General features: G+C 59.7%; 26 protein-coding genes and 2 tRNA genes. 18 read left to right on the top strand and 10 right to left on the bottom strand.

Annotated features, from left to right (window positions below; translation table 11 throughout):
• Positions 1–11: 11 nt before the first annotated feature.
• On the bottom strand, positions 12–2,156 hold the full coding sequence (gene dinG / locus BJ917_RS13660) for an ATP-dependent DNA helicase DinG (RefSeq protein WP_096513101.1): 2,145 nt from the start codon (positions 2,154–2,156) through the stop codon (positions 12–14).
• Between the two features lie 99 nt (positions 2,157–2,255).
• On the opposite strand from dinG, the gene BJ917_RS13655 reads away from it, so the two are divergent.
• Positions 2,256–2,720 carry a CopD family protein gene (locus tag BJ917_RS13655; RefSeq protein ID WP_096513102.1) on the top strand — a complete coding sequence of 155 codons (465 nt, stop codon included), beginning with the start codon at positions 2,256–2,258 and terminating at the stop codon, positions 2,718–2,720.
• Between the two features lie 131 nt (positions 2,721–2,851).
• Here BJ917_RS13655 and BJ917_RS13650 read toward each other — a convergent pair whose 3' ends face one another.
• The 4 genes from BJ917_RS13650 to BJ917_RS13635 form a co-directional block, all read right to left on the bottom strand.
• Complete coding sequence (locus BJ917_RS13650; protein WP_096513103.1) at positions 2,852–3,610, bottom strand: hypothetical protein; 759 nt, start codon at positions 3,608–3,610, stop codon at positions 2,852–2,854.
• Positions 3,603–3,881 (bottom strand): DUF1145 domain-containing protein, encoded by a 279-nt coding sequence (locus BJ917_RS13645; protein ID WP_096513104.1) that lies wholly within the window; start codon positions 3,879–3,881, stop codon positions 3,603–3,605. The genes BJ917_RS13650 and BJ917_RS13645 overlap by 8 nt, the downstream gene beginning before the upstream one ends.
• A 146-nt stretch (positions 3,882–4,027) precedes the next feature.
• Positions 4,028–4,741, bottom strand: a complete 714-nt coding sequence (locus BJ917_RS13640; protein WP_096513105.1) for an OmpA family protein — start codon at positions 4,739–4,741, stop codon at positions 4,028–4,030.
• A gap of 89 nt (positions 4,742–4,830) precedes the next feature.
• On the bottom strand, positions 4,831–5,526 hold the full coding sequence (locus BJ917_RS13635; protein WP_096513106.1) for an OmpA family protein: 696 nt from the start codon (positions 5,524–5,526) through the stop codon (positions 4,831–4,833).
• Between the two features lie 190 nt (positions 5,527–5,716).
• Between BJ917_RS13635 and BJ917_RS13630 the strand changes: the two genes are divergently transcribed.
• The 4 genes from BJ917_RS13630 (at position 5,717) to BJ917_RS13615 (ending at position 7,509) form a co-directional block, all read left to right on the top strand.
• Positions 5,717–6,214 (top strand): DUF6231 family protein, encoded by a 498-nt coding sequence (locus tag BJ917_RS13630; protein WP_096513107.1) that lies wholly within the window; start codon positions 5,717–5,719, stop codon positions 6,212–6,214.
• 4 nt (positions 6,215–6,218) lie between these two features.
• Positions 6,219–6,695 (top strand): YchJ family protein, encoded by a 477-nt coding sequence (locus BJ917_RS13625; protein WP_121103621.1) that lies wholly within the window; start codon positions 6,219–6,221, stop codon positions 6,693–6,695.
• A gap of 122 nt (positions 6,696–6,817) precedes the next feature.
• Positions 6,818–7,303: an LEA type 2 family protein gene (locus BJ917_RS13620; RefSeq protein WP_096513109.1), complete on the top strand. Its 486-nt coding sequence runs from the start codon at positions 6,818–6,820 to the stop codon at positions 7,301–7,303.
• Positions 7,304–7,308: 5 nt separating this feature from the next.
• Complete coding sequence (locus BJ917_RS13615; RefSeq protein ID WP_034146774.1) at positions 7,309–7,509, top strand: SEC-C metal-binding domain-containing protein; 201 nt, start codon at positions 7,309–7,311, stop codon at positions 7,507–7,509.
• Between the two features lie 133 nt (positions 7,510–7,642).
• Here the strand turns inward: BJ917_RS13615 and BJ917_RS13610 are convergent, their stop codons facing one another.
• Positions 7,643–8,194 (bottom strand): cysteine hydrolase family protein, encoded by a 552-nt coding sequence (locus BJ917_RS13610; RefSeq protein WP_121103620.1) that lies wholly within the window; start codon positions 8,192–8,194, stop codon positions 7,643–7,645.
• A gap of 220 nt (positions 8,195–8,414) precedes the next feature.
• Between BJ917_RS13610 and BJ917_RS13605 the strand changes: the two genes are divergently transcribed.
• The 6 genes from BJ917_RS13605 (at position 8,415) to BJ917_RS13580 (ending at position 15,412) form a co-directional block, all read left to right on the top strand.
• Positions 8,415–10,865: a penicillin acylase family protein gene (locus tag BJ917_RS13605; protein ID WP_121103619.1), complete on the top strand. Its 2,451-nt coding sequence runs from the start codon at positions 8,415–8,417 to the stop codon at positions 10,863–10,865.
• A 330-nt stretch (positions 10,866–11,195) separates the two neighbouring features.
• On the top strand, positions 11,196–11,978 hold the full coding sequence (locus BJ917_RS13600; RefSeq protein ID WP_096513112.1) for a transporter substrate-binding domain-containing protein: 783 nt from the start codon (positions 11,196–11,198) through the stop codon (positions 11,976–11,978).
• Between the two features lie 56 nt (positions 11,979–12,034).
• Positions 12,035–12,763: an ABC transporter permease gene (locus BJ917_RS13595; protein ID WP_096513113.1), complete on the top strand. Its 729-nt coding sequence runs from the start codon at positions 12,035–12,037 to the stop codon at positions 12,761–12,763.
• On the top strand, positions 12,760–13,470 hold the full coding sequence (locus BJ917_RS13590; protein ID WP_096513114.1) for an ABC transporter permease: 711 nt from the start codon (positions 12,760–12,762) through the stop codon (positions 13,468–13,470). Before BJ917_RS13595 ends, BJ917_RS13590 begins: the two co-directional genes overlap by 4 nt.
• 27 nt (positions 13,471–13,497) lie before the next feature.
• A complete protein-coding gene (locus BJ917_RS13585) occupies positions 13,498–14,634 on the top strand; it encodes a succinylglutamate desuccinylase/aspartoacylase family protein (RefSeq protein ID WP_121103618.1) in 1,137 nt (378 codons plus the stop codon).
• 13 nt (positions 14,635–14,647) lie between these two features.
• A complete protein-coding gene (locus BJ917_RS13580; protein WP_096513116.1) occupies positions 14,648–15,412 on the top strand; it encodes an ABC transporter ATP-binding protein in 765 nt (254 codons plus the stop codon).
• Between the two features lie 115 nt (positions 15,413–15,527).
• Here the strand turns inward: BJ917_RS13580 and BJ917_RS13575 are convergent, their stop codons facing one another.
• The gene (locus BJ917_RS13575; RefSeq protein ID WP_095197445.1) at positions 15,528–15,737 is read right to left on the bottom strand and encodes a hypothetical protein; all 210 of its coding nucleotides are present in this window, start codon (positions 15,735–15,737) and stop codon (positions 15,528–15,530) included.
• 108 nt (positions 15,738–15,845) lie between these two features.
• Positions 15,846–16,412, bottom strand: a complete 567-nt coding sequence (gene dcd / locus BJ917_RS13570; protein WP_007940589.1) for a dCTP deaminase — start codon at positions 16,410–16,412, stop codon at positions 15,846–15,848.
• Positions 16,413–16,764: 352 nt separating this feature from the next.
• Between dcd and BJ917_RS13565 the strand changes: the two genes are divergently transcribed.
• Positions 16,765–16,974 (top strand): cold-shock protein, encoded by a 210-nt coding sequence (locus BJ917_RS13565; protein ID WP_002554837.1) that lies wholly within the window; start codon positions 16,765–16,767, stop codon positions 16,972–16,974.
• A gap of 187 nt (positions 16,975–17,161) precedes the next feature.
• On the opposite strand, the gene BJ917_RS13560 is transcribed toward BJ917_RS13565, so the two are convergent.
• Positions 17,162–18,169 (bottom strand): DUF481 domain-containing protein, encoded by a 1,008-nt coding sequence (locus BJ917_RS13560; RefSeq protein ID WP_096513117.1) that lies wholly within the window; start codon positions 18,167–18,169, stop codon positions 17,162–17,164.
• A gap of 189 nt (positions 18,170–18,358) precedes the next feature.
• On the opposite strand from BJ917_RS13560, the gene BJ917_RS13555 reads away from it, so the two are divergent.
• The 4 genes from BJ917_RS13555 to BJ917_RS13540 all read left to right on the top strand — a co-directional run bounded on the left by BJ917_RS13555 (position 18,359) and on the right by BJ917_RS13540 (position 23,146).
• On the top strand, positions 18,359–18,712 hold the full coding sequence (locus BJ917_RS13555; protein WP_096513118.1) for an MGMT family protein: 354 nt from the start codon (positions 18,359–18,361) through the stop codon (positions 18,710–18,712).
• Positions 18,713–18,756: 44 nt separating this feature from the next.
• Entirely contained in the window at positions 18,757–20,316 is a 1,560-nt protein-coding gene (locus tag BJ917_RS13550) for an AmpG family muropeptide MFS transporter (protein WP_096513119.1), read from the top strand.
• Positions 20,317–20,459: 143 nt separating this feature from the next.
• The gene (locus BJ917_RS13545; protein WP_096513120.1) at positions 20,460–22,175 is read left to right on the top strand and encodes a proline--tRNA ligase; all 1,716 of its coding nucleotides are present in this window, start codon (positions 20,460–20,462) and stop codon (positions 22,173–22,175) included.
• 17 nt (positions 22,176–22,192) lie between these two features.
• The gene (locus BJ917_RS13540) at positions 22,193–23,146 is read left to right on the top strand and encodes a hypothetical protein (protein WP_096513121.1); all 954 of its coding nucleotides are present in this window, start codon (positions 22,193–22,195) and stop codon (positions 23,144–23,146) included.
• A gap of 84 nt (positions 23,147–23,230) precedes the next feature.
• Here BJ917_RS13540 and dinB read toward each other — a convergent pair whose 3' ends face one another.
• Positions 23,231–24,295 carry a DNA polymerase IV gene (gene dinB / locus BJ917_RS13535; RefSeq protein ID WP_121103617.1) on the bottom strand — a complete coding sequence of 355 codons (1,065 nt, stop codon included), beginning with the start codon at positions 24,293–24,295 and terminating at the stop codon, positions 23,231–23,233.
• A 301-nt stretch (positions 24,296–24,596) separates the two neighbouring features.
• Between dinB and BJ917_RS13530 the strand changes: the two genes are divergently transcribed.
• Positions 24,597–24,673: transfer RNA gene (locus BJ917_RS13530), tRNA-Met, on the top strand.
• A 219-nt stretch (positions 24,674–24,892) separates the two neighbouring features.
• Positions 24,893–24,969 (top strand) — tRNA-Met (locus tag BJ917_RS13525).
• Positions 24,970–25,244: the final 275 nt, after the last annotated feature.

Raw genomic sequence — 25,244 nt, 5'->3', positions numbered from 1 at the left:
CCACCGGTGTATCAGGAAATTTCTCGGCGGAAGGGAGGCAACGCATTGAGGATCGCCTTGCCATAGCGCTGGGTCACCAGGCGTCGGTCGAGCAAGGTGATGGTGCCACGGTCCTCTTCGGTACGCAGCAAGCGACCACAGGCCTGGACCAGCTTCAGCGAGGCGTCCGGCACGGAGATTTCCATGAACGGATTGCCTCCGCGAGCCTCGATCCACTCGGCCAGCGCCGCTTCGACCGGATCATCGGGCACCGAGAACGGGATCTTGGCGATCACCACGTGCTCGCAATACGCACCAGGCAAGTCGACCCCTTCGGCAAAACTCGCCAGGCCGAACAACACGCTCGAATCGCCGCCATCGACACGCGCCTTGTGCTTGTTCAGGGTTTCCTGTTTCGACAGATTGCCTTGAATGAACACCTGCTTGCGCCAGTCGCGGTCGAGGCCGTCGAACACGTCCTGCATTTGTTTGCGCGAAGAGAACAGCACCAGCGTGCCCCGCGAGCCTTCGACCAGTTCCGGCAGATCGCGGATGATCGCCGCCGTGTGCGCTGCCGCATCCCGGGGGTCGGCATTGAGGTTCGGCACCCGCAACACACCGGCGTCGGCGTGATGGAAGGGGCTCGGCACCACGGCGGTCACTGCTTTTTTCGGCAGGCCGGCACGCATGCGGAAGCGGTCGAAGGTGCCTAGGGCGGTCAATGTCGCCGAAGTCACCAGGCAGCCATACGCAACATTCCACAGGTTGCGTCGCAGCATTTCCGCCGCGAGGATCGGGCTGGCATTGACCTCGATGTCGAACAGCGAGCCGCTTTCGGCCAGGGTCAGCCAGCGCGCCATGGGCGGGTTGTCTTCCGGGTCTTCGACGGTGAAGGCGGTCCACAACTCCCAGTTGCCCGAAGAGCGGGACAACAGGCTGCCGAACAACGGATACCACTCTTCGGCCTGGTTGCTGGCGATGCCGATGTTGACCTCGCCGTCCATGCCTTCCTTGAGCAGGTCGGTGAGCCGGGTGAACAGGTCGGTCAGGCGGGCAAAGCCTTTCTTCAGTTCGATGCCCATTTCGCGCATGTGCTCGGGGATCACGCCGCCGACGAAACGATGACGTGGGCGTTCCCGTCCCTCGACGTCTTCGCCGGGCTTGAAATCGGCGATCTGCTCGCAAGCGGTGAACATGAACTGCTGCTGGGTCTTGATCTCCCGCGCCAGCTCCGGCACCTGCTCGATCAGCTTGCCCAGATCCCCTGGCAGCGGGTGCTGGGCCAGCAGCTTGGTGAGGTTCTTGGCGGTGGTTTCCAGCCAGTCGGCGGTGGAACGCAGGCGCGTGTAATGGGCGAAGTGGCCAATGGCCTTGTCCGGCAGGTGATGGCCTTCGTCGAACACATAGATGGTGTCGCGCGGATCCGGCAGCACCGCACCGCCGCCCAGGGCCAGGTCGGCCAGGACCATGTCATGGTTGGTGACAATCACGTCGACCTTGCCCATGCCCTCGCGGGCCTTGTAGAAGGCGCACTGACCGAAGTTCGGGCAATGGCGGTTGGTGCACTGGCTGTGATCGGTGGTCAGGCGCGCCCAGTCAGCGTCCTCCAGGGCAGTGGACCAACTGTCGCGGTCGCCGTCCCATTTATTGCCGGCGAGTTTCTCGATCATGCTGGTAAACAGCTTCTGACTGGCCTCGTCGACCTCGATCTTGAAACCTTCTTCTTCGAACAGCTGCGCCGTAGCGGTTTGTGCGTGGCCTTCCTGAAGCAGCATGTCGAGCTTGGACAGGCACATGTAGCGCCCACGCCCCTTGGCCAGGGCGAAACTGAAATTCAGCCCGCTGTTGCGCATTAGGTCGGGCAGATCCTTGTAGACGATCTGCTCTTGCAGGGCGACGGTGGCCGTGGCGATCACCAGGCGCTTGCCGGCAGCCTTGGCGGTGGGGATGGCCGCCAGGCTGTAGGCCACGGTCTTGCCGGTACCGGTGCCCGCCTCTACCGCGACAATCGCGGGCTCGCCACTGCGCCGGCCTTCATCGTCGGTGTCGATATCACCGAGGACCTTGGCGACTTCGGCGATCATCAGGCGTTGGCCGTAGCGCGGCTTGAGGCTCTTGGCTTCGAGAAAACGCGAGTAGGCGCCCTGGATCGTGGTTTTGAGTTCAGTGCTGATCATGGATTGTCGGGCGCAAAAAACGCTGGATAAATTTTCAGTAGTTCGGATGGGTCGCTATCATACCCCGCTAATGAATCCCGCGCAGAACGGAGTACCTCAATGACCGCTTTCAGTCTTGTTTATAGCCTGCATGTCCTCGCCGCGCTCGTATGGGTGGGCGGCATGTTTTTCGCCTGGATGGTCTTGCGCCCCGCGGCCTTGAAGGCATTGGAGGGCCCCGCTCGACTGAAGCTGTGGCTGGAAGTGTTTCAAGGTTTTTTCCGCTGGGTGTGGGTGGCAGTGGTGCTCTTGCCCGTCAGCGGTGTAGGCATGCTGAATCTGCACTTCACCGGCTTTGAGAACGCGCCGCGTTATGTGGAAGTGATGATGGGGTTGTATGTGGTGATGACGGCGCTGTTCATCCGGATACAAGCGTTGATGCTGCCGGAATTGCGCACAGCCGTGGATGCGCAGGATTGGCCGGTGGGAGCGGCGGTGCTGGGGAGGATTCGCAGGGTGGTGGGGATTAATTTGCTGGTGGGGTTGGTGGTTGTGGTAGTTGCTGCGGTTCGGCCGACCTTCTAAAAGCTTCGCGGGCAAGCCACGCTCCCACAGGTTTTGTGTCGTTCGCAAATGCCGTGAACGACACAAAACCTGTGGGAGCGTGGCTTGCCCGCGAAGACATTCGATCAGGCGCCACACAATTCAGATAATGCTTACAACCGCTGCACCGTCACCGAACCCGCTGCCCCAGCAGGCCCCGGTTGCCCATCGGCGCCAGGTTTACCGCTCTTGCCGCCATCGGCTTTATAGATAATGCAGCCCTTGGCCTTACCGCCCGCCCCCGGCTTGCCGCCAGGCCCGGCCAGGCCACCGGCACCGCCGGCCACCTGGACCTTGATCTGTTCTGCCGGGTAGTCGCGCGGCACTGCCAGTTTGACCAAGGCCCCCGGTGCCCCTGGCTGGCCGTCACTGCCGTCGCTGCCATCGGCACCGTGCCCCGCCTGGCCCCAGGTGCAACCCGGTGCCTGGCCGTTGGCCCCATCGAGGCCGACAAAACCCGGCGCCCCCGCACCGCCGCGAGCGTCCACCAGCAATTGCGGTGCGTTCAGGGCCTTGATCTGAAGATTCAGATTGCGCCCGGAGCGGGCGGCCTTCTGATAAGTGCCCGGTGCACCGCGAGCGGTAATCTGGCTACCCTCGGACAACTGGGCACGGCTGATTTTCAGCTCCAGCGCCTGTTCACCGGGTACGATCGCGATCCGCGCATCACGCCCCAGGCGCAGTTCGGCGACGGTGACTTCGGTCACGTTCGAGGGAATCAGCAATGTGCCGTAATCAGCCACTTCCAGGCGGTCCAGCTGCAATGTGCTGGCAGTGTTTGGCAGACGCATCAGCGAGTTGGTTTCAACACTCACCACCTGAGCGAAGGCCAATGGGCTGATGAGTGCGGCGAGCAGACAGAGTTTACGCATGGGAAGCCTTCGGTGCGGTGGGAGCCGGAATGGTTTGCAGGTGGAAAACGCCGAAAATCACGATCTTCAGGCGATCGAGCCAAGGGTGGGCGCGACCCCGGAGGGTGCGAAAACTCAGCAGCGCTTCAAGAAGATGGAGAACCACCAACAGGCCGCCGGCCAGGTTGACCAGCAGATAAAGCGGATAGACGAACGGCGTGAGCAGATTGACCAGCACCACCGACCAGAACAGCAGGGTCAACAGCTTGCCCAGCCCCCATAGCACCTTCATACGCCCCCCGATGAGAATTATTGTTTGCGCGCACAGTAACGGCTTCCACGCGGGATAAGCCAGAGGGCAAACGAAAATTCTTCATGAAGGCCGCCGAACGGCCGTCGCAGTGATACGTTTTTCACCCGACGGCTCTATTTCGCGGCTCAGCGATTGATGTGCAGCTCCACGCGACGGTTTTTCGCACGACCTTCTTCTGTTTCGTTATCAGCCACCGGCTGGCTTTCACCTCTACCTTCGCTGGTGAGCTTGCCGGGTGCTACACCCTGGCTCAACAGGTACTGCGCAACGCTGCTGGCCCGTCGCTCCGACAGCGCCTGATTGTAGGCATCCGCCCCGACGCTGTCGGTATGCCCGACCACCTTGATGCTCACCACGCTGGCATCCAGCAGTTTGCCCATGATGGAATCGAGCTGACTCTGCGCGGCCGGGGTCAGGTCGGATTGATTGAAGCCAAAAAACACGTCATTGCTCAACGTGATGACTTCAGGCTGTGCGGGCTCCGCAGGTTTCTCGCTGGCCGGGTATTGCGGCAGCGGGCAACCGTGATGTTCCACAGGGGTATTGGCCGGGGTGTCGGGGCAACGATCGCGACGGTCGAAAACGCCATCGCCGTCTTCGTCACCGTCCTGGGCGTAACAGATCAAACCGCCGGTCAAGATACCAAGCGCCGCTCCACCGGCCGCCCAGCCACCACTTTCGATAGCACCCAGGCCTCCGCCGACCAGTCCGCCAATGACGCTGCAGATCGGCCAGGTACGTTGATTGAGGGGGGCAGTGCCATCACTGTGAGTAGCGCAACCGGTCAACAGGCTGCCTAGCAGCAGAACCGGCAAGACGGTCCGTGTGAGATTGCTCATTTTGAAAGCTCCTGTGTCACCGGCCAATGCCGGTTACACAGGAGTAAAGACCTGCATCCGCGACTGCACAAGCCGCGGATGCGAGGGATCTAGCGGTTGATTTTGATTTCCGTGCGACGGTTCATCGCGCGGCCGTCAGCGGTTTTGTTATCGGCAACCGGCTGGCTTTCACCCGCGCCGACGACCGAAACGAAGCTGCTGCGTGGCACGCCCTGTTGAATGAGATATTCAACCACCGAGTGAGCGCGTTTATCCGACAGTTTCTGGTTGTAGGTATCGCTGCCCACGCTGTCGGTATGACCGGTAACGCTCAACCGGGCAGTAGGGGCTTCCGCTTTCAAACGCGTGGCGATCTTATCGAGTACCTGTTTATCAGACGCCGTGAGTGTCGCCTTGTCGAACTGGAAGTGAACATCGCGGATGACGATGGTTTCTTCCTTGACCACCACGGCTTCTTCAACCACTGGAGCAGGTGCCGGTGGTGGGCAACCGTCGGCATCGACCCTCACGCCTCTAGGCGTGCCAGGACACTTGTCGCGGCTATCCGGAACGCCATCGCCGTCTTCGTCGCCATCACCGTGAACCCAGCAATAGGCCGCCGCGGTACCGCCAACCAGTAGCGCACCATACCCTGCCCATGACGAACTCTCGGTTGCACCGAGACCCGCACCTACGACACCACCGACCGCCGCACAGGTCGGCCAGTCGGTTTTCTGCAAGCCTGCGCAACCAGTCAACACACTGGTTAGCAGTACCAGGGGTAATGCTGTCCGAACTATGCTCATCTAGTTATCTCCTGAAGGATCGGCTTAGAACCGATTCAGGGAGTAAAGACCCGAGTTTTAATCTCCGCCAGCAATAGGCCATTGCTGTTTTATCCCGTGTTCACGGGAGATCGTCACTTTTACGGCAAACCCGCTCTAGGCTCGAACTTGCGGGCAGGCTAGTCTTGGCAGATCTGAGTGAGGATCTTCAATGATTGCAGGTATTTCTTCGCGTACACCGCAACAGGCGCTGGCCGCTTTGCTGGATCGTTACGCCCCTTCGCGCCTGTTGCTGATTGGCGCCAGCGAATTCCCCGCGCTCGAAGCTTTCAAGCTCGCGCACCCGGACAGCGACGTGGCGCACGCGGCACCCGGGGCGTTGCCTGCCGAATTGGCGGCGCGCCGGTTTGACCTGGCGCTGGTGGTCGATTGTCTCGAACACCTGCCCAAGCGCGATGGCCTGAATTTGCTGGGTGGCATCCGCAATCTCAACGCCAGCCGTATCGCGGTACTGGCCGATTTGCCGGCCAGCGGCTGGCAGGAGACGGATTTTTTCTCCCTGGCCCTGCAAGCCAGTGAACGCTTCCAGCGCGACGATCAGGTACTGACCCTGTTCACCTATGATCTGCTTGACTACAAACAGGTGCCCGACTGGCTCAACTCGCGGTTCTGGGCCAATCCGGAAAACTTCGGGAAATACTGGTGGTAACGCAATGAGTACATCCATTTGCCCTTGCGGCAGCGGCACCCTGCTGGACGCCTGCTGCGGTCATTTCCATGCCGGCCACCCGGCCCCTTGCGCCGAAGCCTTGATGCGTTCGCGCTACAGCGCCTACGTGCTGGGCCTGATCGATTACCTGGTGGCCACTACCCTGCCCGCCCAGCAGGCCGGGCTCGATCGGCAGTCGATCAGTGACTGGAGCGCTCAAAGCACCTGGCTGGGCCTTGAGGTGGAAAGTTCCGAAGTGCTCGGCGGCCAGCCGGAGCACGCCTTTGTCACCTTCACCGCACGCTGGCACGACGGCAGTGGTGAGCACAGTCACCGTGAGCGCTCGTCGTTTGTGCAGAGCGCCGGCCGCTGGTTCTTCATCGACCCAACCGTGCCACTCGATATCGGGCGCAACGACGCCTGCCCTTGCGCCAGTGGGCAGAAGTTCAAGAAGTGCTGTTCGGGGTATTTCGGCGGTTGACGCTGGGTCAAAGGATCGCAGCCTTCGGCAGCGCCTGCATGGGCTCGACGCACACCTGTAGGCGCTGTCGAAGGCTGCGATCTTTTAACGGCTAGACTGGGGTTCAAGGGAGAACCACGACGATGATCACCCAGCGATTCGTACTTTACCTGCTCACTCCACTCCTGTTTCTGGCGCTTGGTGGCTGCGCGTCCTGGTTCGACACGGATGAACCGGACCCCGAGGTGCACCTGGTCAGGGTGGAAGTGGTGCGTGCCAAGCTGATGGAACAGCGGTTCATGCTGCACTTTCGCATTGACAACCGTAGGGACAGCGACCTGACCGTGCGAGGTCTGGAATACCGCATTCACCTGGGCAATGTCCTGCTGGCCGAAGGCGAGCATGAACACTGGATCACCGTCGGCCCCAAGACCAGCCGTTTCTATAAGGTGCCGATCCGCACCAACCTGTGGCCGAAGGTCAAAGACCTGGTCAAACAACTGAAAAACCCTGGGCAGTCCATTCCCTATCGACTGGAAGGCGAGATGGAAACCGGTTTATTCATCGCCCACTACGTGCACCTGGCGCGTAATGGCGTAATAATCCCCGCCGATCTAATTCCGGAGTAACCCCGATGACCCAGCAACCCCATGTCCATGGCCCTGACTGCAACCACGATCATGACCACCATGATCACGACCATGGCCATGTCCACGGCCCGAACTGCGGCCATGCCCACCAGGAACCGGTGCGCAACGCCTTGAAAGACGTCGGCCGCAACGACCCTTGCCCATGCGGCAACGGCAAGAAATTCAAGAAGTGCCACGGCGCTTGATGCTTCGGGTGAAGATCTGCTTCGCCTGTTGAATCGCCTTCGCGAGCAGGCTCGCTCCCACATTTGACCTTGTGTCGTACACAACACCAATGTGGAAGCGAGCCTGCTCGCGAAGAGGCCCTCAAAGTCACTATCAATTCAGAATCTGCGCAGTGCTGACCACCGTCGCATACTCCCCATGCAAATTCCCCAACGACATCCCATGCACCTCCTCGGCTGAACGGGCATTTCCAAAGAAATCAGCCTTGTCGAAGGTAAAGCACGCATCCTCCACCACCCACGTATCGAACCCCAGGTTGCCCGCCGTTCGTGCGGTGGACTCCACCGAGTTGTGGGTCGCCACACCGACGATGATCAACTGCTCGATTCCCGCCCCGCGCAAACGTGCCTCCAACGCTGTCGAACAAAACGCATCCGGCACCTGCTTCTGAATCAATTGCTCGCCAGGCAATGGTTCAAACCGCTCCTGAAACTCCACCCCTGATTGCTGCGGCCAGAACACCGAGTCTTCCGAGCGCGACAAGTGCTGTACGTGAACGATCGGCCGCCCGCTGCGGCGCCAATGACCCAGCAACGCCAGCATGCGCTCCTCGGCCTGAGGATTATTCCTGCGACCGAGCCTGGGATGCAGGATGCCTTTCTGTTGATCGATGATGATCAGTGCTGCGTTTGTCTTGAGCTCCATGCCAGCGTTTCTCCGTCACCTTGTTTGAAAGCTGAAAAGATCGCAGCCTTCGACAGCGCCTACAAGATGTCCGCCAATCAATGTAGGAGCTGCCGAAGGCTGCGATCTTTTTGGTTTATCGGACAAATCCTGAAATAACTTTGCCCCCCGCTTGCGCGGCCCCCTGCCGCTCACTAACGTAGCGCCTTTATTTGCACCCTACCCCCGCAGGAGCTTTGCCATGGCCTCGCCAGCCCTTACACATTTTCTACCCCGGTTCGGCGTTGCCGCAGCAGTGGCGGGGGTTTTGAGCCTGACCGGTTGTCAGAGCTTCAATGCCCAGGACACCCTGCCTCCCACCTCCGGCGTACAGCCGCTCAAGGGGCTGGCGCAGAACGTTTCGGTGCGCCGCAATGCCATGGGCATGCCGTTGATCGAAAGCAGCACCTTTCACGACGCGCTGTTCACCCTCGGCTACGTGCACGCCAGCGACCGTATAACGCAAATGGTTACCCTGCGTTTGCTGGCTCAGGGGCGTCTGGCCGAGATGCACGGTTCGGACCTGCTGGATGCCGACCGGTACATGCGCGCAGTCAATCTGAAGAAAAGCGCCGGCGAGCTGTACAAGGCGTCTTCGCCCCGCCTCAAGCGATTCTTCGAAGTCTATGCCCGCGGGGTCAACGCCTACCTGTTCCGCTACCGCGACAAACTGCCGGCGGACCTCGCCGCCAGCGGTTACAAGCCTGAATACTGGCAACCGGAAGATTCGGCGCTGATTTTCTGCCTGTTGAACTTCAGCCAATCGGCCAACCTGCCCGAAGAAATTTCCTCGCTGGTGCTGGCCCAGACCGTCACCACCGACAAACTCCCGTGGCTGACCCCTTCCGCCCCCGACGAAAAACTACCGTTGGCCGAAAGCGAAAAGCTGCAAGGCATCAAGCTCAACGGGCAAGTGCCGGGGCTGGCGGAGATCAGCAAAGCCACGGCGCAGCTGTCTGACCTGAATCTGTTGGGCGCCACGTCGTCGAACAACTGGGCCATCGCCCCGCAACGCAGCCGCAGCGGCAAAAGCCTGCTGGCCAGTGACAGCCATGGGCCAATGGGCGTGCCGTCGCTGTTCACCTATGTACAAATTCGCACGACGAAATATCAGGCGTCCGGCGTAACCATCGCCGGTCTGCCGATGGTCTTGGGTGGCTTCAACGGCAAAGTGGCCTGGAGCACAACCACGGTCATGGGCGACAACCAGGACCTGTTCCTGGAAAAAATCAAACGCCAGGGTAATGGCCTGACCTACGATTCCAACGGTAAATGGACGCCGGCGATCGTGCGCAACGAAACCTATTTCGTCAAAGGCCAGCGGCCGATTCGCGAAGCGGTGTACGAAACCCGCCACGGCCCATTGCTCAACAGCGCCCAAAGCCTGGCCCAGGGCAGCGGTTTCGGCCTGGCCTTGCAAACGCCGAACTTCACCGACGACAAAACCCTGGATGCGTTTTTCGACCTGTCCCGTGCGCAGAACGTCGAGAGGGCCTCGGACGCCAGCCGCGAGATCCGGGCCATCGCCTTGAACCTGGTGTTTGCCGATGCCAGCAACATCGGCTGGCAGGTCACCGGCCGCTACCCGAACCGCCGCGAAGGCGAAGGGCTGCTGCCATCGCCCGGTTGGGAAGGTCGCTACGATTGGGACGGATACGCCGACCCAATGCTGCACCCCTACGATCAGGACCCGGCACAGGGCTGGCTCGGCACCGCCAACCAGCGGGTCATTCCCCATGGCTATGGCATGCAACTGTCCAACTCCTGGGCGGCGCCGGAGCGCGGCGAGCGCCTGGCGGAACTGGCCGGGGCGGGAAAACATGACACCCGCAGCCTGATCGCCATGCAGTACGACCAGACCACCACCTTCGCCGCCAAACTGAAGAAAATGTTTGAAGCACCGGGCATGGCTCAGCCGCTCAAGCAGGCTATTGAGGCGCTGCCGATTGCCGAACGCGGCAAGGCACGCGAGGCGCTCGCACGCTTGATGGCCTTCGACGGCAAACTCAGCCCGACCTCTGCCGACGCCGCCATCTACGAACTGTTCCTGCAAGAAAGCACCCGGCAGATTTTCCTCGACGAACTGGGGCCGGAAAGCAGCCCGGCGTGGAAAGCCTTTATCGCCAACGGCCAGTTGTCCTACGCCGCGCAGGCCGATCACCTGCTCGGGCGTGAAGACAGTCCGTTCTGGGATGACATGCACACCCCGCAGAAAGAAGACAAACCGGCGATCCTCGCCCGCAGCCTGGCCGCGGCGATCAGCACCGGCGACAGCCAGTTGGGCGGCGATCACAAAGCCTGGCAGTGGGGCAAATTGCACCGCTACGAATGGAAGAGCAGCAGCGGCCAGACCGTGCGCGGACCGTTGCCAGCCGGCGGCGATCACACCACGCTCAACACGGCAGCATTCGCCTGGGGCCGGGATTTCAACACGACGCTGGCACCGGCCATGCGCTTTATCGTCGACTTCGGCCAGGCCGAGCCGCTGATGGCGCAGCTCGCCACCGGCCAGTCCGGCAACCCGGCCAGCCCGAACTACCTGAACAGCATCGATCCTTGGCTCAAGGGGCAATACATGAGCTTGCCGATGCAGCCGCAGAACCTTGACAAGGTGTACGGCACCAAGCGGGTGACCCTGACACCGGGCAAATAACGCCGGCCAACAGGTAGGAGCCGGCTTGCTGGCGAAGGCGGCGCATCAATCAACTTTGATGACGTCTGACACAGCGCTTTCGCCAGCAAGCCGGCTTCTACAGGTCAGGGGCAACCCCCTCTTGCCTTCAAGCATCACCACCCAAAACAGTGCAGGCTTTCCACGGCGCCCATTTTCGTGCACTAATCCCATCCGGCAATTTCCCGAACACCTTTTAAACGCTTGTTCGGCACTCTGGTTCGGAAATTGCTACTTTCATTAGGTCTTACGCTTACCAGTAACAATAATTCTGCGCCACAAGCGCTCATATTGGTTCTTAGGGATTGAATAATGAAAAAAGCATTGCTGACCCTGTCTGCACTGGCATTGTGCGTAGCTGCTGGCTCTGCGCTGGCAAAGGAATACAAGGAATTGCGTTTCGGCGTTGACCCTTCCTACGCACCGTTCGAGTCGAAAGCGGCCGACGGCAGCCTGGTGGGCTTCGACATCGATCTGGGCAACGCGATCTGCGCCGAGCTGAAGGTCAAGTGCAAATGGGTCGAAAGTGATTTCGACGGCATGATTCCTGGCCTGAAGGCCAATAAATTCGACGGTGTGATCTCTTCGATGACCGTCACCGAAGCTCGCCAGAAGGTCATCGACTTCTCCAGCGAACTGTTCTCCGGCCCGACCGCTCTGGTGTACAAGAAAGGCTCCGGCATCACGACCGACCCCGCTTCCCTCAAAGGCAAGACCGTCGGTTACGAGCAAGGCACCATTCAGGAAGCCTACGCCAAGGCCATCCTGGACAAGGCCGGCGTGAAAACCCAGGCCTACGCCAACCAGGACCAGGTTTACGCCGACCTGACTTCCGGTCGTCTCGACGCGGGCATCCAGGACATGCTGCAAGCCGAACTGGGTTTCCTGAAGTCGCCACAGGGTGCCGATTTCGAAGTCAGCAAGCCGGTTGATGACCCTCTGTTGCCAGCCAAAACCGCAGTCGGCATTAAGAAAGGTAACACCGAGCTGAAAGCCCTTTTGGATAAAGGTATCAAAGCGTTACACGATGATGGCACCTACGCCACCATTCAGAAGAAACACTTTGGCGACCTGAACCTGTACAGCGGCAAATAATGCCCGGCGCCCATCTCGCGATGGGCGCTTTTTTCTTCCGATCAGGTTGCTGATTTATGTTCGAAAACCTCTTACAAAATCTGGGGCTCTCAGCCTTCAGCCTCAAGGGCTTCGGTCCTTTGCTGATGGAAGGCACCTGGATGACCATCAAATTGTCGGCGATGTCGCTGCTGGTGGCCGTGTTGCTCGGCTTGCTCGGCGCCAGTGCCAAGCTGTCAAAACTCAAATTGCTGCGCCTGCCAGCCCAGTGCTACACCACGCTGATTCGCGGGGTGCCGGACCTGGTGCTGATGCTGCTGATCTTCTACAGCCTGCAAACCTGGCTGACGTCGCTCACCGACTACATGGAATGGGAATACATCGAGATCAACCCGTTCAGCGCCGGCGTCATTACCCTGGGATTCATTTACGGCGCGTACTTCACTGAAACCTTCCGCGGCGCCATCCTCGCCGTGCCTCGCGGCCAGGTTGAAGCGGCCACCGCCTACGGTCTCAAACGCGGCCAGCGGTTCCGGATCGTGGTGTTCCCGCAGATGATGCGTTTTGCCCTGCCGGGTATTGGTAATAACTGGATGGTGATGCTCAAGGCTACCGCGCTGGTGTCGATCATCGGCCTCGCCGACCTGGTCAAGGCTGCCCAGGATGCCGGCAAAAGCAGTTATCAATTGTTTTACTTCCTGGTAGTCGCCGCCTTGATCTACCTGATGATCACCAGTGCCTCCAACTTCATTCTGCGCTGGCTTGAACGCCGCTACGCCGCCGGCACACGGGAGGCCGTACGATGATCGAACTCCTGCAGGAATACTGGAAAGCCTTCCTTTACACCGACGGTCAGAACATCACCGGCCTGGCCATGACCATGTGGCTGCTCAGCGCTTCGATTTTTTTCGGGTTCCTCGTATCGATTCCGCTGTCCATCGCCCGGGTTTCGCCACACTTCTACATTCGCTGGCCGGTGCAGTTCTACACCTACCTGTTCCGTGGCACACCGCTGTATATCCAGCTGCTGATTTGTTACACCGGGATCTACAGCCTGGCCGCCGTGCGTGCGCAACCGCTGCTCGACAGCTTCTTTCGCGATGCGATGAACTGCACCATCCTGGCGTTCGCCCTGAACACCTGCGCCTACACCACGGAGATTTTCGCCGGGGCGATTCGCAGCATGGCCCATGGTGAAGTCGAAGCGGCCAAGGCTTACGGTCTGACCGGCTGGAAGCTGTATGCCTACGTGATCATGCCTTCGGCCCTGCGTCGCTCGTTGCCGTATTACAGCAACGAAGTGATTCTGATGCTGCACTCGACCACAGTGGCGTTCACCGCGACCATCCCGGACATTCTGAAAGTCGCGCGGGACGCCAACTCGGCGACCTTCCTGACCTTCCAGTCGTTCGGCATCGCCGCGCTGATCTACCTGACTGTCACCTTTGCGCTGGTCGGCCTGTTCCGCCTCGCCGAACGCCGATGGCTGGCCTTCCTCGGGCCGACCCACTAGGACTTATCCTGCTTCAGGGAACAAGAGATGCGCCACCAGATACATGACCTGCTGGCCCCGCTGCCGGGGACCGCACGACAGATCCACAGCTTCCACTTCGGTCCGACCTCGGCGCCTACTGTTACAAGCGCCCGAGGCAAGATCTACATCCAGTCGTCCCTTCATGCCGATGAAATGCCCGGCATGCTGGTGGCCTGGCACCTCAAGCAACGCCTGGCCGAACTGGAGGCCGCCGGCCGCCTGCGCAGCGAAATCGTCCTGGTCCCGGTCGCCAACCCGGTCGGCCTGGAACAGGTGCTGATGGATGTGCCGCTGGGCCGCTATGAGCTGGAGAGCGGGCAAAACTTCAATCGCTGGTTCGTCGATTTGAGCGAAGAGGTCGGCAACGACATCGAAGGCCAGCTCGGCGACGACCCGCAACGCAACCTGCAACTGATCCGCAACAGCCTGCGCAACGCGCTGGCGCGGCAGACCGCCAGCACCCAGTTGCAATCCCAGCGCCTGACCCTGCAACGGCTGGCCTGCGATGCCGACATGGTGCTGGACCTGCATTGCGATTTCGAAGCCGTCGCGCACCTGTACACCACGCCCGAGGCCTGGCCGCAGGTCGAGCCGCTGGCCCGTTACATCGGTTCCGAAGCCAGCCTGCTGGCCACCGACTCTGGCGGTCAGTCGTTCGATGAATGCTTCACCCTGCTCTGGTGGCAGTTGAAGGAGCGCTTCGGCGAGCACTTCGATATTCCACCGGGCAGCTTTTCGGTCACTGTCGAACTGCGCGGCCAGGGCGACGTCAATCACCCGCTGGCCAGTCTCGACTGCCAGGCGCTGATTGACTACCTGATTCACTTCGGCGCGATTGCCGGCGAACCCGCACCGCTGCCCGACCTGCCCTACCCGGCTACACCACTTGCCGGGGTGGAACCTGTGGCCACGCCGGTCGGCGGGCTGCTGGTGTTCTGCGCGCTGCCAGGGGAATACCTGGAAGCCGGACAATTGATCGCCGAAATCATCGACCCCATTTCCGACCGCGTGACCCCGGTCCATTGCACCGCCGCCGGGTTGATGTACGCCCGCTCGCTGCGCCGCATGGCCACCGCGGGCATGGTGATCGCCCACGTCGCGGGCGCCGAAGCCTATCGCAGCGGCTACCTACTTTCGCCTTGAGGATGCTTGTTCCATGTACAAATTGACCATTGAAGGGCTGCATAAAAGCTATGGCGATCATGAGGTGCTCAAAGGCGTTTCGCTCAAGGCCAACACTGGCGACGTCATCAGCCTGATCGGCGCCAGCGGCTCGGGCAAAAGTACCTTCCTGCGCTGCATCAACTTCCTCGAACAACCCAACGACGGTGCCATGAGCCTCGACGGCCAGTCGATTCGCATGGTCAAGGACCGTCACGGCATGCATGTCGCCGATGCCGATGAACTGCAACGGATCCGCACCCGTCTGGCCATGGTGTTCCAGCACTTCAACCTGTGGAGCCACATGACCGTGCTGGAGAACATCACCATGGCCCCGCGCCGGGTGCTGGGGTGCGACCGAAAAGAAGCCGAGGACCGCGCCCGGCGCTACCTCGACAAGGTGGGGTTGGCCTCCCGTGTGGCGGATCAATACCCGGCGTTCCTCTCCGGCGGTCAGCAACAGCGCGTGGCGATTGCCCGGGCCCTGGCCATGGAACCGGAAGTCATGCTGTTCGACGAACCGACCTCGGCGCTGGACCCGGAGCTGGTGGGTGAAGTGCTCAAGGTGATCCAGGGCCTGGCCGAAGAAGGCCGGACCATGATCATGGTTACCCACGAAATGAGCTTCGCGCGCAAAGTGTCGAGCCAGGTGTTGTTTCTGCACCAGGGCCTGGTTGAAGAGGAAGGTGCGCCGGAAGACGTGCTGGGTAATCCGAAGAGCGAACGACTCAAGCAATTCTTGAGCGGTAACCTCAAGTAAACACCAACCCCCTGTAGGAGCGAGCCTGCTCGCGATGGTATGTCAGTCGACACAGCGTTGCCTGACCCACCATCGCGAGCAGGCTCGCCCCTACAGATCAGGCATCGCGTAATAATCAGGCAACGGGCGCGGGAGGCGGCTCATCCGGCAAGGTAGGCTCACCTGGCTCGGTGGGTTGTTCGTTGGGGGTATCGGGATCAGGCTGACCAGGGATGCCCCCTGCCATGCTGATGGGCGGGTGTGCCAGCAACGACCAGGCCAAAACGCCAACCTGATTGGGCTCAAGCCTTGCCAGTTCGGCACTTATTTTCGGGTCGATCTTCATAAAGCACTCCTGAGCGAAGACCCGGTCCGCCTTGCGCGGACCGGAGCAGTACACTCCATAGAGTGTACGCTCGCTCAGGAATTCCCACGGTTTGTCAGACGGATTGACTCAGGTCCGCGGCAGGGTCACGCCACGCTGGCCCTGGTACTTGCCACCACGGTCCTTGTAAGACACTTCGCACTCTTCGTCGGACTCAAGGAACAACATCTGCGCCACACCTTCGTTGGCATAGATTTTCGCCGGCAGGTTGGTGGTGTTCGAGAATTCCAGGGTCACATGGCCTTCCCACTCCGGCTCGAGCGGGGTGACGTTGACGATGATGCCGCAGCGGGCGTAGGTGCTCTTGCCCAGGCAGATGGTCAATACGTTGCGCGGAATACGGAAGTATTCGACGGTGCTGGCCAGGGCAAAGGAGTTCGGCGGGATGATGCAGACGTCGCTGTGGATATCGACGAAGCTGCCGGCATCGAAGTTTTTCGGGTCGACGATGGCCGAATTGATGTTGGTGAACACCTTGAAATGATTGGTGCAACGAACGTCGTAGCCGTAACTCGACACGCCGTAGGAGATCACACGGCTATCGTCGCTGCCGCGCATCTGGCGCTCGACGAACGGCTCGATCATGCCGTGTTCCTGCGCCATGCGGCGAATCCACTTGTCCGATTTGATGCTCATGGCGGTGTCCTGAATAGCGAGGTGGAAAAAACTGTCCGGCATCTTACCGGGGCGCGCCGCCGGGTTCAAAGCGCTGGGCACAATTCTCGACGATCCGGCGATATTGACGGACCTTCGAAACAATACGGAGCACCGTCGATCATGAAAACCGAGAAACCTTCGCAAGAAGCATTGGCACGTCCCGGAAAAAGGGTTAAGGTGGCGCCACTGTGCTGCTTGTGTCACTGAGAATCTCTACACGATATGTTGAATTTCGATCCAACCATCTACAAGAATTTTTCCTGCTCTTTGCACTCAGTCTCGGCCAGGGTTCTTCCTGAGTCGCAGTTATCTTTGTTCAAGGAGTTACACCATGTCTAATCGCCAAACCGGTACCGTTAAGTGGTTCAACGATGAAAAAGGCTTCGGCTTCATCACTCCACAATCCGGTGACGACCTGTTCGTTCACTTCAAAGCTATCCAATCCGACGGCTTCAAAAGCCTGAAAGAAGGCCAACAGGTTTCTTTCATCGCTACCCGCGGTCAGAAAGGCATGCAAGCTGAAGAAGTTCAAGTTATCTAACTTGTACTTGCTTTAGTAAAAAGCCCCGCCCTCAACAGCGGGGCTTTTTTGTGCCCGTATGGTTTTGCCGATCGATCGCTTTCGATTGTGCTGACGCCTTCGCGGGCAAGCCTCGCTCCTACAGAATCTCGAAATACCTGTAGGAGCAAGGCTTGCCCGCGAAGGCGACCTTATGGGCGACAAACATTTACCAGGTCACACCAAATCCAGCGGTATACCGGGTCTTGTCCAGATCCGCATCGTCGGTGCCACTGATGATGTCGCGTTCGGCCTTGAGGTTAAGCGAAGCCCAGTCAGTCACCTTGTAGCGCAAGCCCATCTCTGAATCCAGCGCATAGTCGGCCACGCCCGACAGCGGCTTGCCCACCTCGCCATTGGTGAAGAACTCCACTTTCTTGCCGATCAGGTAGCGGTTGTAGTCCCACTTCATCGCCACGGAATAGAAGTTTTCCTTGCTGCCATCGGCGAATTCATAATCCGTACGGTTGACCAGCGATCCGAGGGAGAAAGCACCCAACTCGTCATCCCAGAACTGATAACCGGGCCCCGTACCGACGGTACGCTGACGAGACAGCTCCTCGACCTTGTCGCGCTTGTAGACCAGGCGACCTTGCCAGAACCATTTATCCGTCAGGAAACGGTCAAGTGAGTACTCTGCCCGCCAATTGTCCGTGGTGACCACGTCATCCTGGAATTGGCGGTTGTATTCGCCTTCCGCGATGTGCCGCCAGCGACCATGACGTGCAGTGGTCTTGAAGTCGATGTTGTAATCATCGGTATCCTTCTCGGCCCGTTCGTAGTCCAGCGCCGCGTCGATATTGCCCTTCCACACCAGGTCCTCGACCACCGGCCTGGGCTTGAGGATCTGCTGGACGCTCGCCAGCTCGACCGTCTTGGGCGCCTCACCATTGGCCAGGATGACCTTGCCATCCTCTGCGGCGTGCAGGGATTTGGCCTTCTCGCCGGTATAGGCATCCTGCTTGACCAGCAACTCTTGATCGCTTTCCAGGGTTTTGACCTGTTTCCAGTCAATCGGAACCGCACCGGCGTACTCGGTCTGGACCAACAGCTTGCCACCATCGAACAGGATGATTTTGCCGCTCAACTTATCGCCGTTCTTCAACCACACGGTATCGGCAAGCAAGGGAGTGGAGACGCTGACAACGGCGAGGCATAGCAGTGTTCTGGACAACATAAGCAAACACAGACTCAAGATTGCGAAAAAAAGTCGGCATTATCCTTGGGAATAAGGCCCTGACAAGGAGTGACACGACTATTTCTATTGAGTTCATTTCTCAATACGCGATCCACGATTTACTCTACGAGCGGTACTGTGAGATTTCAGGAACACTTTCCCAGGCAAACTTTTTCAGGAACATGGGACGTGAACGAACCCACCACTGAATCCGAGAGTGCGGCACAAATCCGACGCACGGCGCTCTATCTGACCCTCGCGCAAGTGCCCGAGGGCAAAGTGGTGAGCTATGGTCAATTAGCGGAACTCGCCGGCCTCGGCCGCGCCGCCCGCTGGGTTGGACGGACATTGAGTCAACTGCCCGGCGACAGTAAATTGCCCTGGCACCGCGTACTCGGTGCAGGCGGACGTATCAGCCTGCCCGCGGGCAGTCCATCCGGGGACGAACAACGGGCGCGATTGCGCATGGAGGGCATCAGTATCCTGAACAATCGTGTTGATATTCGGCGCCATGGCTGGCGTCCGGTAGAGCACAGCGGTTAGAGTGCGCGCTTTGTTTCCGTATTTCTTGAGGCAGACTCCAGCCCATGCCCCGTAAAACCTGGCGCGCCGCGCTCGCTGCCTATGCCAGCCCCTCGACGCTTGTACTGTTGCTGCTGGGTTTCGCCGCCGGCCTGCCCTACATGCTGGTGTTCTCGACACTTTCGGTCTGGCTGCGCGAAGCCGGTGTGGCTCGCGAAACCATCGGCTATGCAAGCCTGATCGGCCTGGCCTACGCCTTTAAATGGGTCTGGTCACCGCTGCTCGACCAATGGCGCCTGCCTTTTCTCGGCAAGCTGGGTCGACGACGTTCCTGGCTGGTGCTGTCCCAGGCACTGGTGATCCTCGGCCTGATCGGCATGGGGTTCTGCGACCCGCAAAAACATTTGTCCTGGCTGATCGCCATCGCGGTGATCGTCGCTTTCGCCTCGGCGACGCAGGATATTGCGGTGGACGCCTACCGCCTGGAGATCGCCGAAGACAGTCGTCAGGCAGCCCTGGCGGCCAGTTACATGTCCGGCTATCGGGTCGCCGCATTGCTGGCGACCGCTGGTGCTCTGTATTTCGCCGAAGGGTTTGGTTCTACCGGTTTCAACTACAAGCATTCTGCATGGGCCGGCACCTACATATTGTTCGGAGCCCTGATGGTCCCGGCACTTTTGACCAGCATTTTCATGCGTGAACCACCAGTCCCACTTCGCACGCAGTTACAGGCCGGGCGCTACAGTTTCATGCACCAACTGGCCTCGGTGTTCGTGCTGATCGTATTGCTGGTTTCCGTGCCGGCCATGTTCACCCAGCTCTACAACACTGATTTTGCCAGTGTGCTGTTCAACGGCGTGAGCCTGCTCGATCTGCTTCTGGAAGACCGCGCGTTTCTGCGGGCAATCCTCTACACCACCCTGACCGCGCTGTGCCTTTCAGCCATAGGCCGACGCGGTCTGGCGCCGGTGCTGACGCCGGTCAACGACTTCATTCTGCGCTATCGCTGGCAAGCGTTGCTGTTACTCGGCCTGATCGCCACCTACCGGATGTCCGATACGGTCATGGGCGTCATGGCCAACGTGTTCTACATCGACCAGGGCTTCACCAAGGACCAGATCGCCAGCGTCAGTAAAATCTTCGGCCTGATCATGACCCTGGTCGGCGCCGGCATGGGCGGCCTGCTGATCGTGCGCTTCGGCATCTTGCCGATCCTGTTTATCGGCGGCGCCGCGTCAGCAGCCACCAACATACTGTTCCTGATGCTGGCGGACATGGGGCCAAACCTGCAGATGCTGATTGTCACCATCTCCCTGGACAACTTCAGTTCAGGCCTGGCGACCTCGGCATTCGTCGCTTACCTGTCGAGCCTGACCAACCTCAAGTTCTCCGCCACCCAATACGCCCTGCTCAGCTCGATCATGCTGTTGCTGCCGCGCCTGATCGGCGGTTACTCCGGGGTGATGGTCGAGAAGTTCGGTTACCACACGTTCTTCCTGATCACCGCCCTGCTGGGCATTCCGACGTTGCTGCTGATCGCCTTGCACTGGTTCCAGGAGAGCCGCCGTGAAGGCCCGACACCGACGCCGGAACCGGTACCGACCCAGGTCGCAGAAGAATCGTAGGAAATATCTGCCAGACACTTGGCAAAGGGCGGCGAGATTGCCGCCCTGCTGCCACACCACCGACCGCACGCCTGTACGACAGCGGATCTCGCCCGTACAATGCTCCGTCATTTCTCGTCATCAGCAATCGATAACGGCCAACCATGCGCACCAGTCAATTTTTGCTCGCCACACAGAAAGAAACGCCTTCCGACGCGGTCGTGATCAGCCATCAGCTGATGCTGCGCGCCGGCATGATCCGCAAACTCGCTTCGGGCCTGTACACCTGGCTGCCGATGGGCTTGCGAGTCATGCGCAAGGTCGAAGCCGTCGTTCGCGAAGAAATGAACGCCGCCGGCTCGCTCGAAGTGTTGATGCCGAGCACTCAACCGGCCGAACTGTGGCAGGAATCCGGTCGCTGGGAAGAGTACGGCCCTGAATTGCTGCGCTTCAAGGATCGCCACGGTCGCGATTTCTGCGCCGGCCCGACCCACGAAGAAGTCATCACCGATCTGATGCGCAACGAGCTGAGCAGCTACAAACAGCTGCCGATCAACCTGTACCAGATCCAGACCAAATTCCGCGATGAAATCCGCCCACGCTTCGGTTTGATGCGGGGCCGCGAATTCATCATGAAGGACGCCTATTCCTTCCACGCTGACCAGCCATCGCTGCAAGTCACCTACGACCGCATGCACCAGGCGTACTGCAACGTATTCACCCGCCTGGGCCTGAAATTCCGTCCGGTTGAAGCCGACAACGGCTCCATCGGCGGTGCCGGCTCCCACGAGTTCCACGTACTGGCCGAATCCGGCGAAGACGATATCGTCTTCAGCAACGGTTCCGACTACGCCGCGAACATAGAGAAAGCCGAAGCCGTGCCGCGTGAAACCTCACGTCCTGCACCGGCTGAAGATCTGCGCCTGGTCGACACGCCAGAGACCAAGACCATCGCTGCGCTGGTGGAAAAATTCAATCTGCCGATTGAAAAGACCATCAAAACCCTGGTGGTGCACGCTGAAGAGAAAGGCAAGCTGATTGCCCTGATCATCCGTGGCGACCACGAGCTGAACGAAATCAAGGCCGCCAACCAGCCAGGCGTTGCCAGCCCGCTGGTCATGGCTTCCGAAGCCGAACTGCGCGACGCCATCGGCGCCGGCGCCGGCTCCCTTGGCCCGCTGAACCTGCCACTGCCAATCATCATCGACCGCTCCGTCGAGCTGATGAGCGACTTCGGCATCGGTGCCAACATCGACGACAAGCACTACTTCGGCGTGAACTGGGAACGCGACCTGCCGGTTCCGACCGTTGCCGACCTGCGTAACGTGGTCAGCGGCGACCCAAGCCCGGATGGCAAGGGCACCCTGGAAATCAAACGTGGCATCGAAGTTGGGCACATCTTCCAGCTGGGCAACAAGTACAGCAAGGCGATGAAGTGCGAAGTGCTGGGCGAGAACGGCAAGCCGGTCACCCTGGAAATGGGCTGCTACGGCATCGGCGTTTCCCGCGTGGTCGCGGCCGCCATCGAACAGAACAACGACGAGAAAGGGATTATCTGGAGCGACACCCTGGCGCCATTCCAGATCGCCCTGGTGCCGTTGCGCTACGAAACCGAGCTGGTGCGCGAAGCCACCGACAAGCTGTATGCGGAACTGACCGCAGCCGGCTTCGAAGTGCTGCTGGACGACCGCGACAAGAAAACCAGCCCGGGCATCAAGTTCGCGGACATGGAGCTGATCGGCATTCCTCACCGGATCGTGGTCAGTGACCGCGGCCTCGCCGAAGGCAACCTGGAATACAAGAGCCGTACAGAAGCCGAGCCGCAAGCGCTGCCGGTCGCTGACGTACTGCCGTTCCTTCAGGCCCGCATCCGCCGCTGAAACCAGATAGAGACGTCATGTTCAAGCGAAACACCTTAGGCCTCGGTGGTGCCGCCCTGTGCGGTACCCTGCTGGTCAGCGGCTGTGCCAATCACATGTCACAACGCAGCGAGCACGAGGAGCGTGTCGAGCGCAAACTGCTCGATCACAGCCTGCAAATCGATGTCGGTGAGCCCAAGGTGCTTGAGCTACCGCAACGCCGGGTGAAAATCCACGAGCAGAAGACTTTCGAAGTCACCGAGTTCGAAGTCACGCGCCACTACGACCGCTACACACCGTACCAACCCTGGCGGGAGATCTACGAGATCCCGCTGGGCGCGGTAGCCGTTGTAGCCGGTATCGGCGCCAACGTGGTCAACGTGTTCGCCTTCGGCACCCTGCCGGACAGCATGACCAAGGACTGGATCAGCTACGGCTTCGCCGGCCTCAATCCGTTCATGAACGTGCAATCTCACGGTCGCGCGCAACAGAACCTGGCCGGTATCGATGAAGTCCAGCTCGACAAGCGAACCGAGTATTCGAGCCTGCCGTGGAGCGAGCGCCCGGTCGAAGTCAGGGCCGGCAAGGAGACCTTCGAGCTGAGCACCGACAAAAACGGTGTCTTGCGCCTGAACCTGCTGGATACCCCGTTCGCCGAGCAGGACCTGAACCATCTGGGCAAGTTGCAGATCAGCGTCGAGGACGCCAAGGGTGACGTGCGCACCGACTCGTCCCTGGCGCTGAGCAGCACCCTGCGCGGCAAACTGCTCGAAGCCCACGAGCTGATTTACGAAGACCTCGAAGACGACGAAGTGAGCCAGTGGGTACACCGGGTCAAACGCCTGTCGGAACTGGGTCTGGAAGAAGAAGCCAGCGAGCTGGAACAAAGCCTGATCGAATTGACCCGCAACGATCCGGAACTGCAGACGGAATTCCTCAAGTCCCTGACGAAGGATGCCGGGCGCTTGGTGGCAGATCCGGGGCCGAATTAAGATTTTTGTAGGAGCGAGCTTGCTCGCGATGGACTATCAGGCACATAGCTGTTGACTGACACACCATCGCGAGCAGGCTCGCTCCTACAACCGCTCAAACAACTCCATCTGCTCGAACCCGCCGCGCAAATCCTCCAGCCTCACCCCCACCCCCAACAACCTCACCGGTTTTCCGCCTCGATTGAAGGCCTGGGTCAGCAACAACTGATAACTGCCCAAATCCCGCCCTGCCCCGGCCTGCTCCAGGGTGGTCTGGGTGAAATCGTGGAATTTCACTTTGACGAATGGTTTGCCCGGCCTGTAGCTACTGTCTATACGCGCGATGCGACCGGCCAGGGTATCCAGCAGCTCGGGTAGCTTATCCAGGCAACTCACCAGGTCCGGCAGGTCGACGTCGTAGGTGTTTTCGACACTGATCGACTGTCGGCGACTGTCGTTGTGCACCTGGCGATCATCGATCCCGCGGGCCAGGCTCCACAGGCGCTCGCCAAAGCTGCCGAATTCGCGCACCAGCGCCAATTTGTCCCACTCGCGCAATTGCGCGCAATCGAGGATGCCAAGCTTGCCCAACTTGTCGGCGGTTACCTTGCCGACTCCGTGCAGCTTGCTCACCGGCAAGCCGCTGACAAAGTCCTCGACCTGATCCGGCGTGATGACGAACAAGCCGTTGGGCTTTTTCCAGTCGCTGGCGATCTTGGCCAGAAACTTGTTTGGCGCCACCCCTGCCGAGACGGTGATGTGCAGCTGATTCGACACCCGCCGACGGATGTCCTGGGCGATACGCGTGGCACTGCCGCCGAAATGCGCGCTGTCCGACACATCAAGGTAGGCCTCATCTAGGGAAAGCGGCTCGATGATGTCGGTGTAGTCGCGGAAGATCGTATGAATTTCCTTCGACGCTTCTCTATAGGCGTCCATACGCGGCTTGACGATGGTCAGGTCCGGGCACAGCTTCAACGCATGCCCGGACGACATGGCCGAACGCACGCCGTAGGCCCGAGCCTCATAATTGCAGGTAGCAATCACTCCACGCCGATCCGCCGCCCCACCTACCGCCAGCGGCTTTCCAGCCAGGCGCGGGTCGTCACGCATCTCGATGGCGGCGTAGAAGCAGTCACAATCGACGTGGATGATTTTTCGCTGGGTCATATCAACGCGGTGTTCAGAGTGAAGAAATGGCGGATTGCCGTGTCGGATAGGCAGTATCTCACCGACACCTGTATATAGCACCAGTAGTCTGAATGTTCTTCGCCGGCCGTAGGAAAAGCACTTTATGAATTTATTTTCTCAATCGCACAGCGCTGGCTAATAGAGCCGAAACCCTTGCCAGGCCTGACTCTCAGGCCGATCAACACCTTCACCAGCAAGCTAAGCGATTGAACCTGAAGAGGTTTTACCGAGATTGGCGGTTGACAGCCTGTCGATCCTCTGTAGAATGCCGACACACAGACGCGGGATGGAGCAGTCTGGTAGCTCGTCGGGCTCATAACCCGAAGGTCGTCGGTTCAAATCCGGCTCCCGCAACCAAACATCAAAAAAGGCTACTCGAAAGAGTGGCCTTTTTTATGCGCGCGTGTTTTCACCTATCCGACCATTCATCGGCACGATGCCGGAATGAGAATTCGTTCAGATTCCGAAACTTAAGACCGTCCTGCGACCGCTTGCCGCGCTTTTACGTTTATTTGACCCGGATCGGGATTAACGGTTGACACGCTGGCGTATCTCTATAGAATGCCGCCACACAGACGCGGGATGGAGCAGTCTGGTAGCTCGTCGGGCTCATAACCCGAAGGTCGTCGGTTCAAATCCGGCTCCCGCAACCAAACATCAAAAAAGGCTACTCGAAAGAGTGGCCTTTTTTGTATCTGTTGAAAAAGTCCTTTCGCAACAATGATCTGTCACGCTGTCGTAAGTCATTCGCGACCACCAAAGCACGGAGTTCAGACTATGCTGAATTTCGACCTGAGCGCTCTACGACTGATGATTCTCCATCGCCGACACTCAGTGTCAGGCGTTATTATTTGTGATTATTTTTTTCTACAGGGATTGGTAACTTGGCTGGATACCCCCATCCTGTCGCGCACAATCCACGAGGTGA

This window comes from Pseudomonas sp. WPR_5_2, from assembly GCF_003634475.1.
GTDB lineage: Bacteria > Pseudomonadota > Gammaproteobacteria > Pseudomonadales > Pseudomonadaceae > Aquipseudomonas > Aquipseudomonas izuensis.
This window is presented reverse-complemented; position numbering and strand designations above follow the sequence as displayed.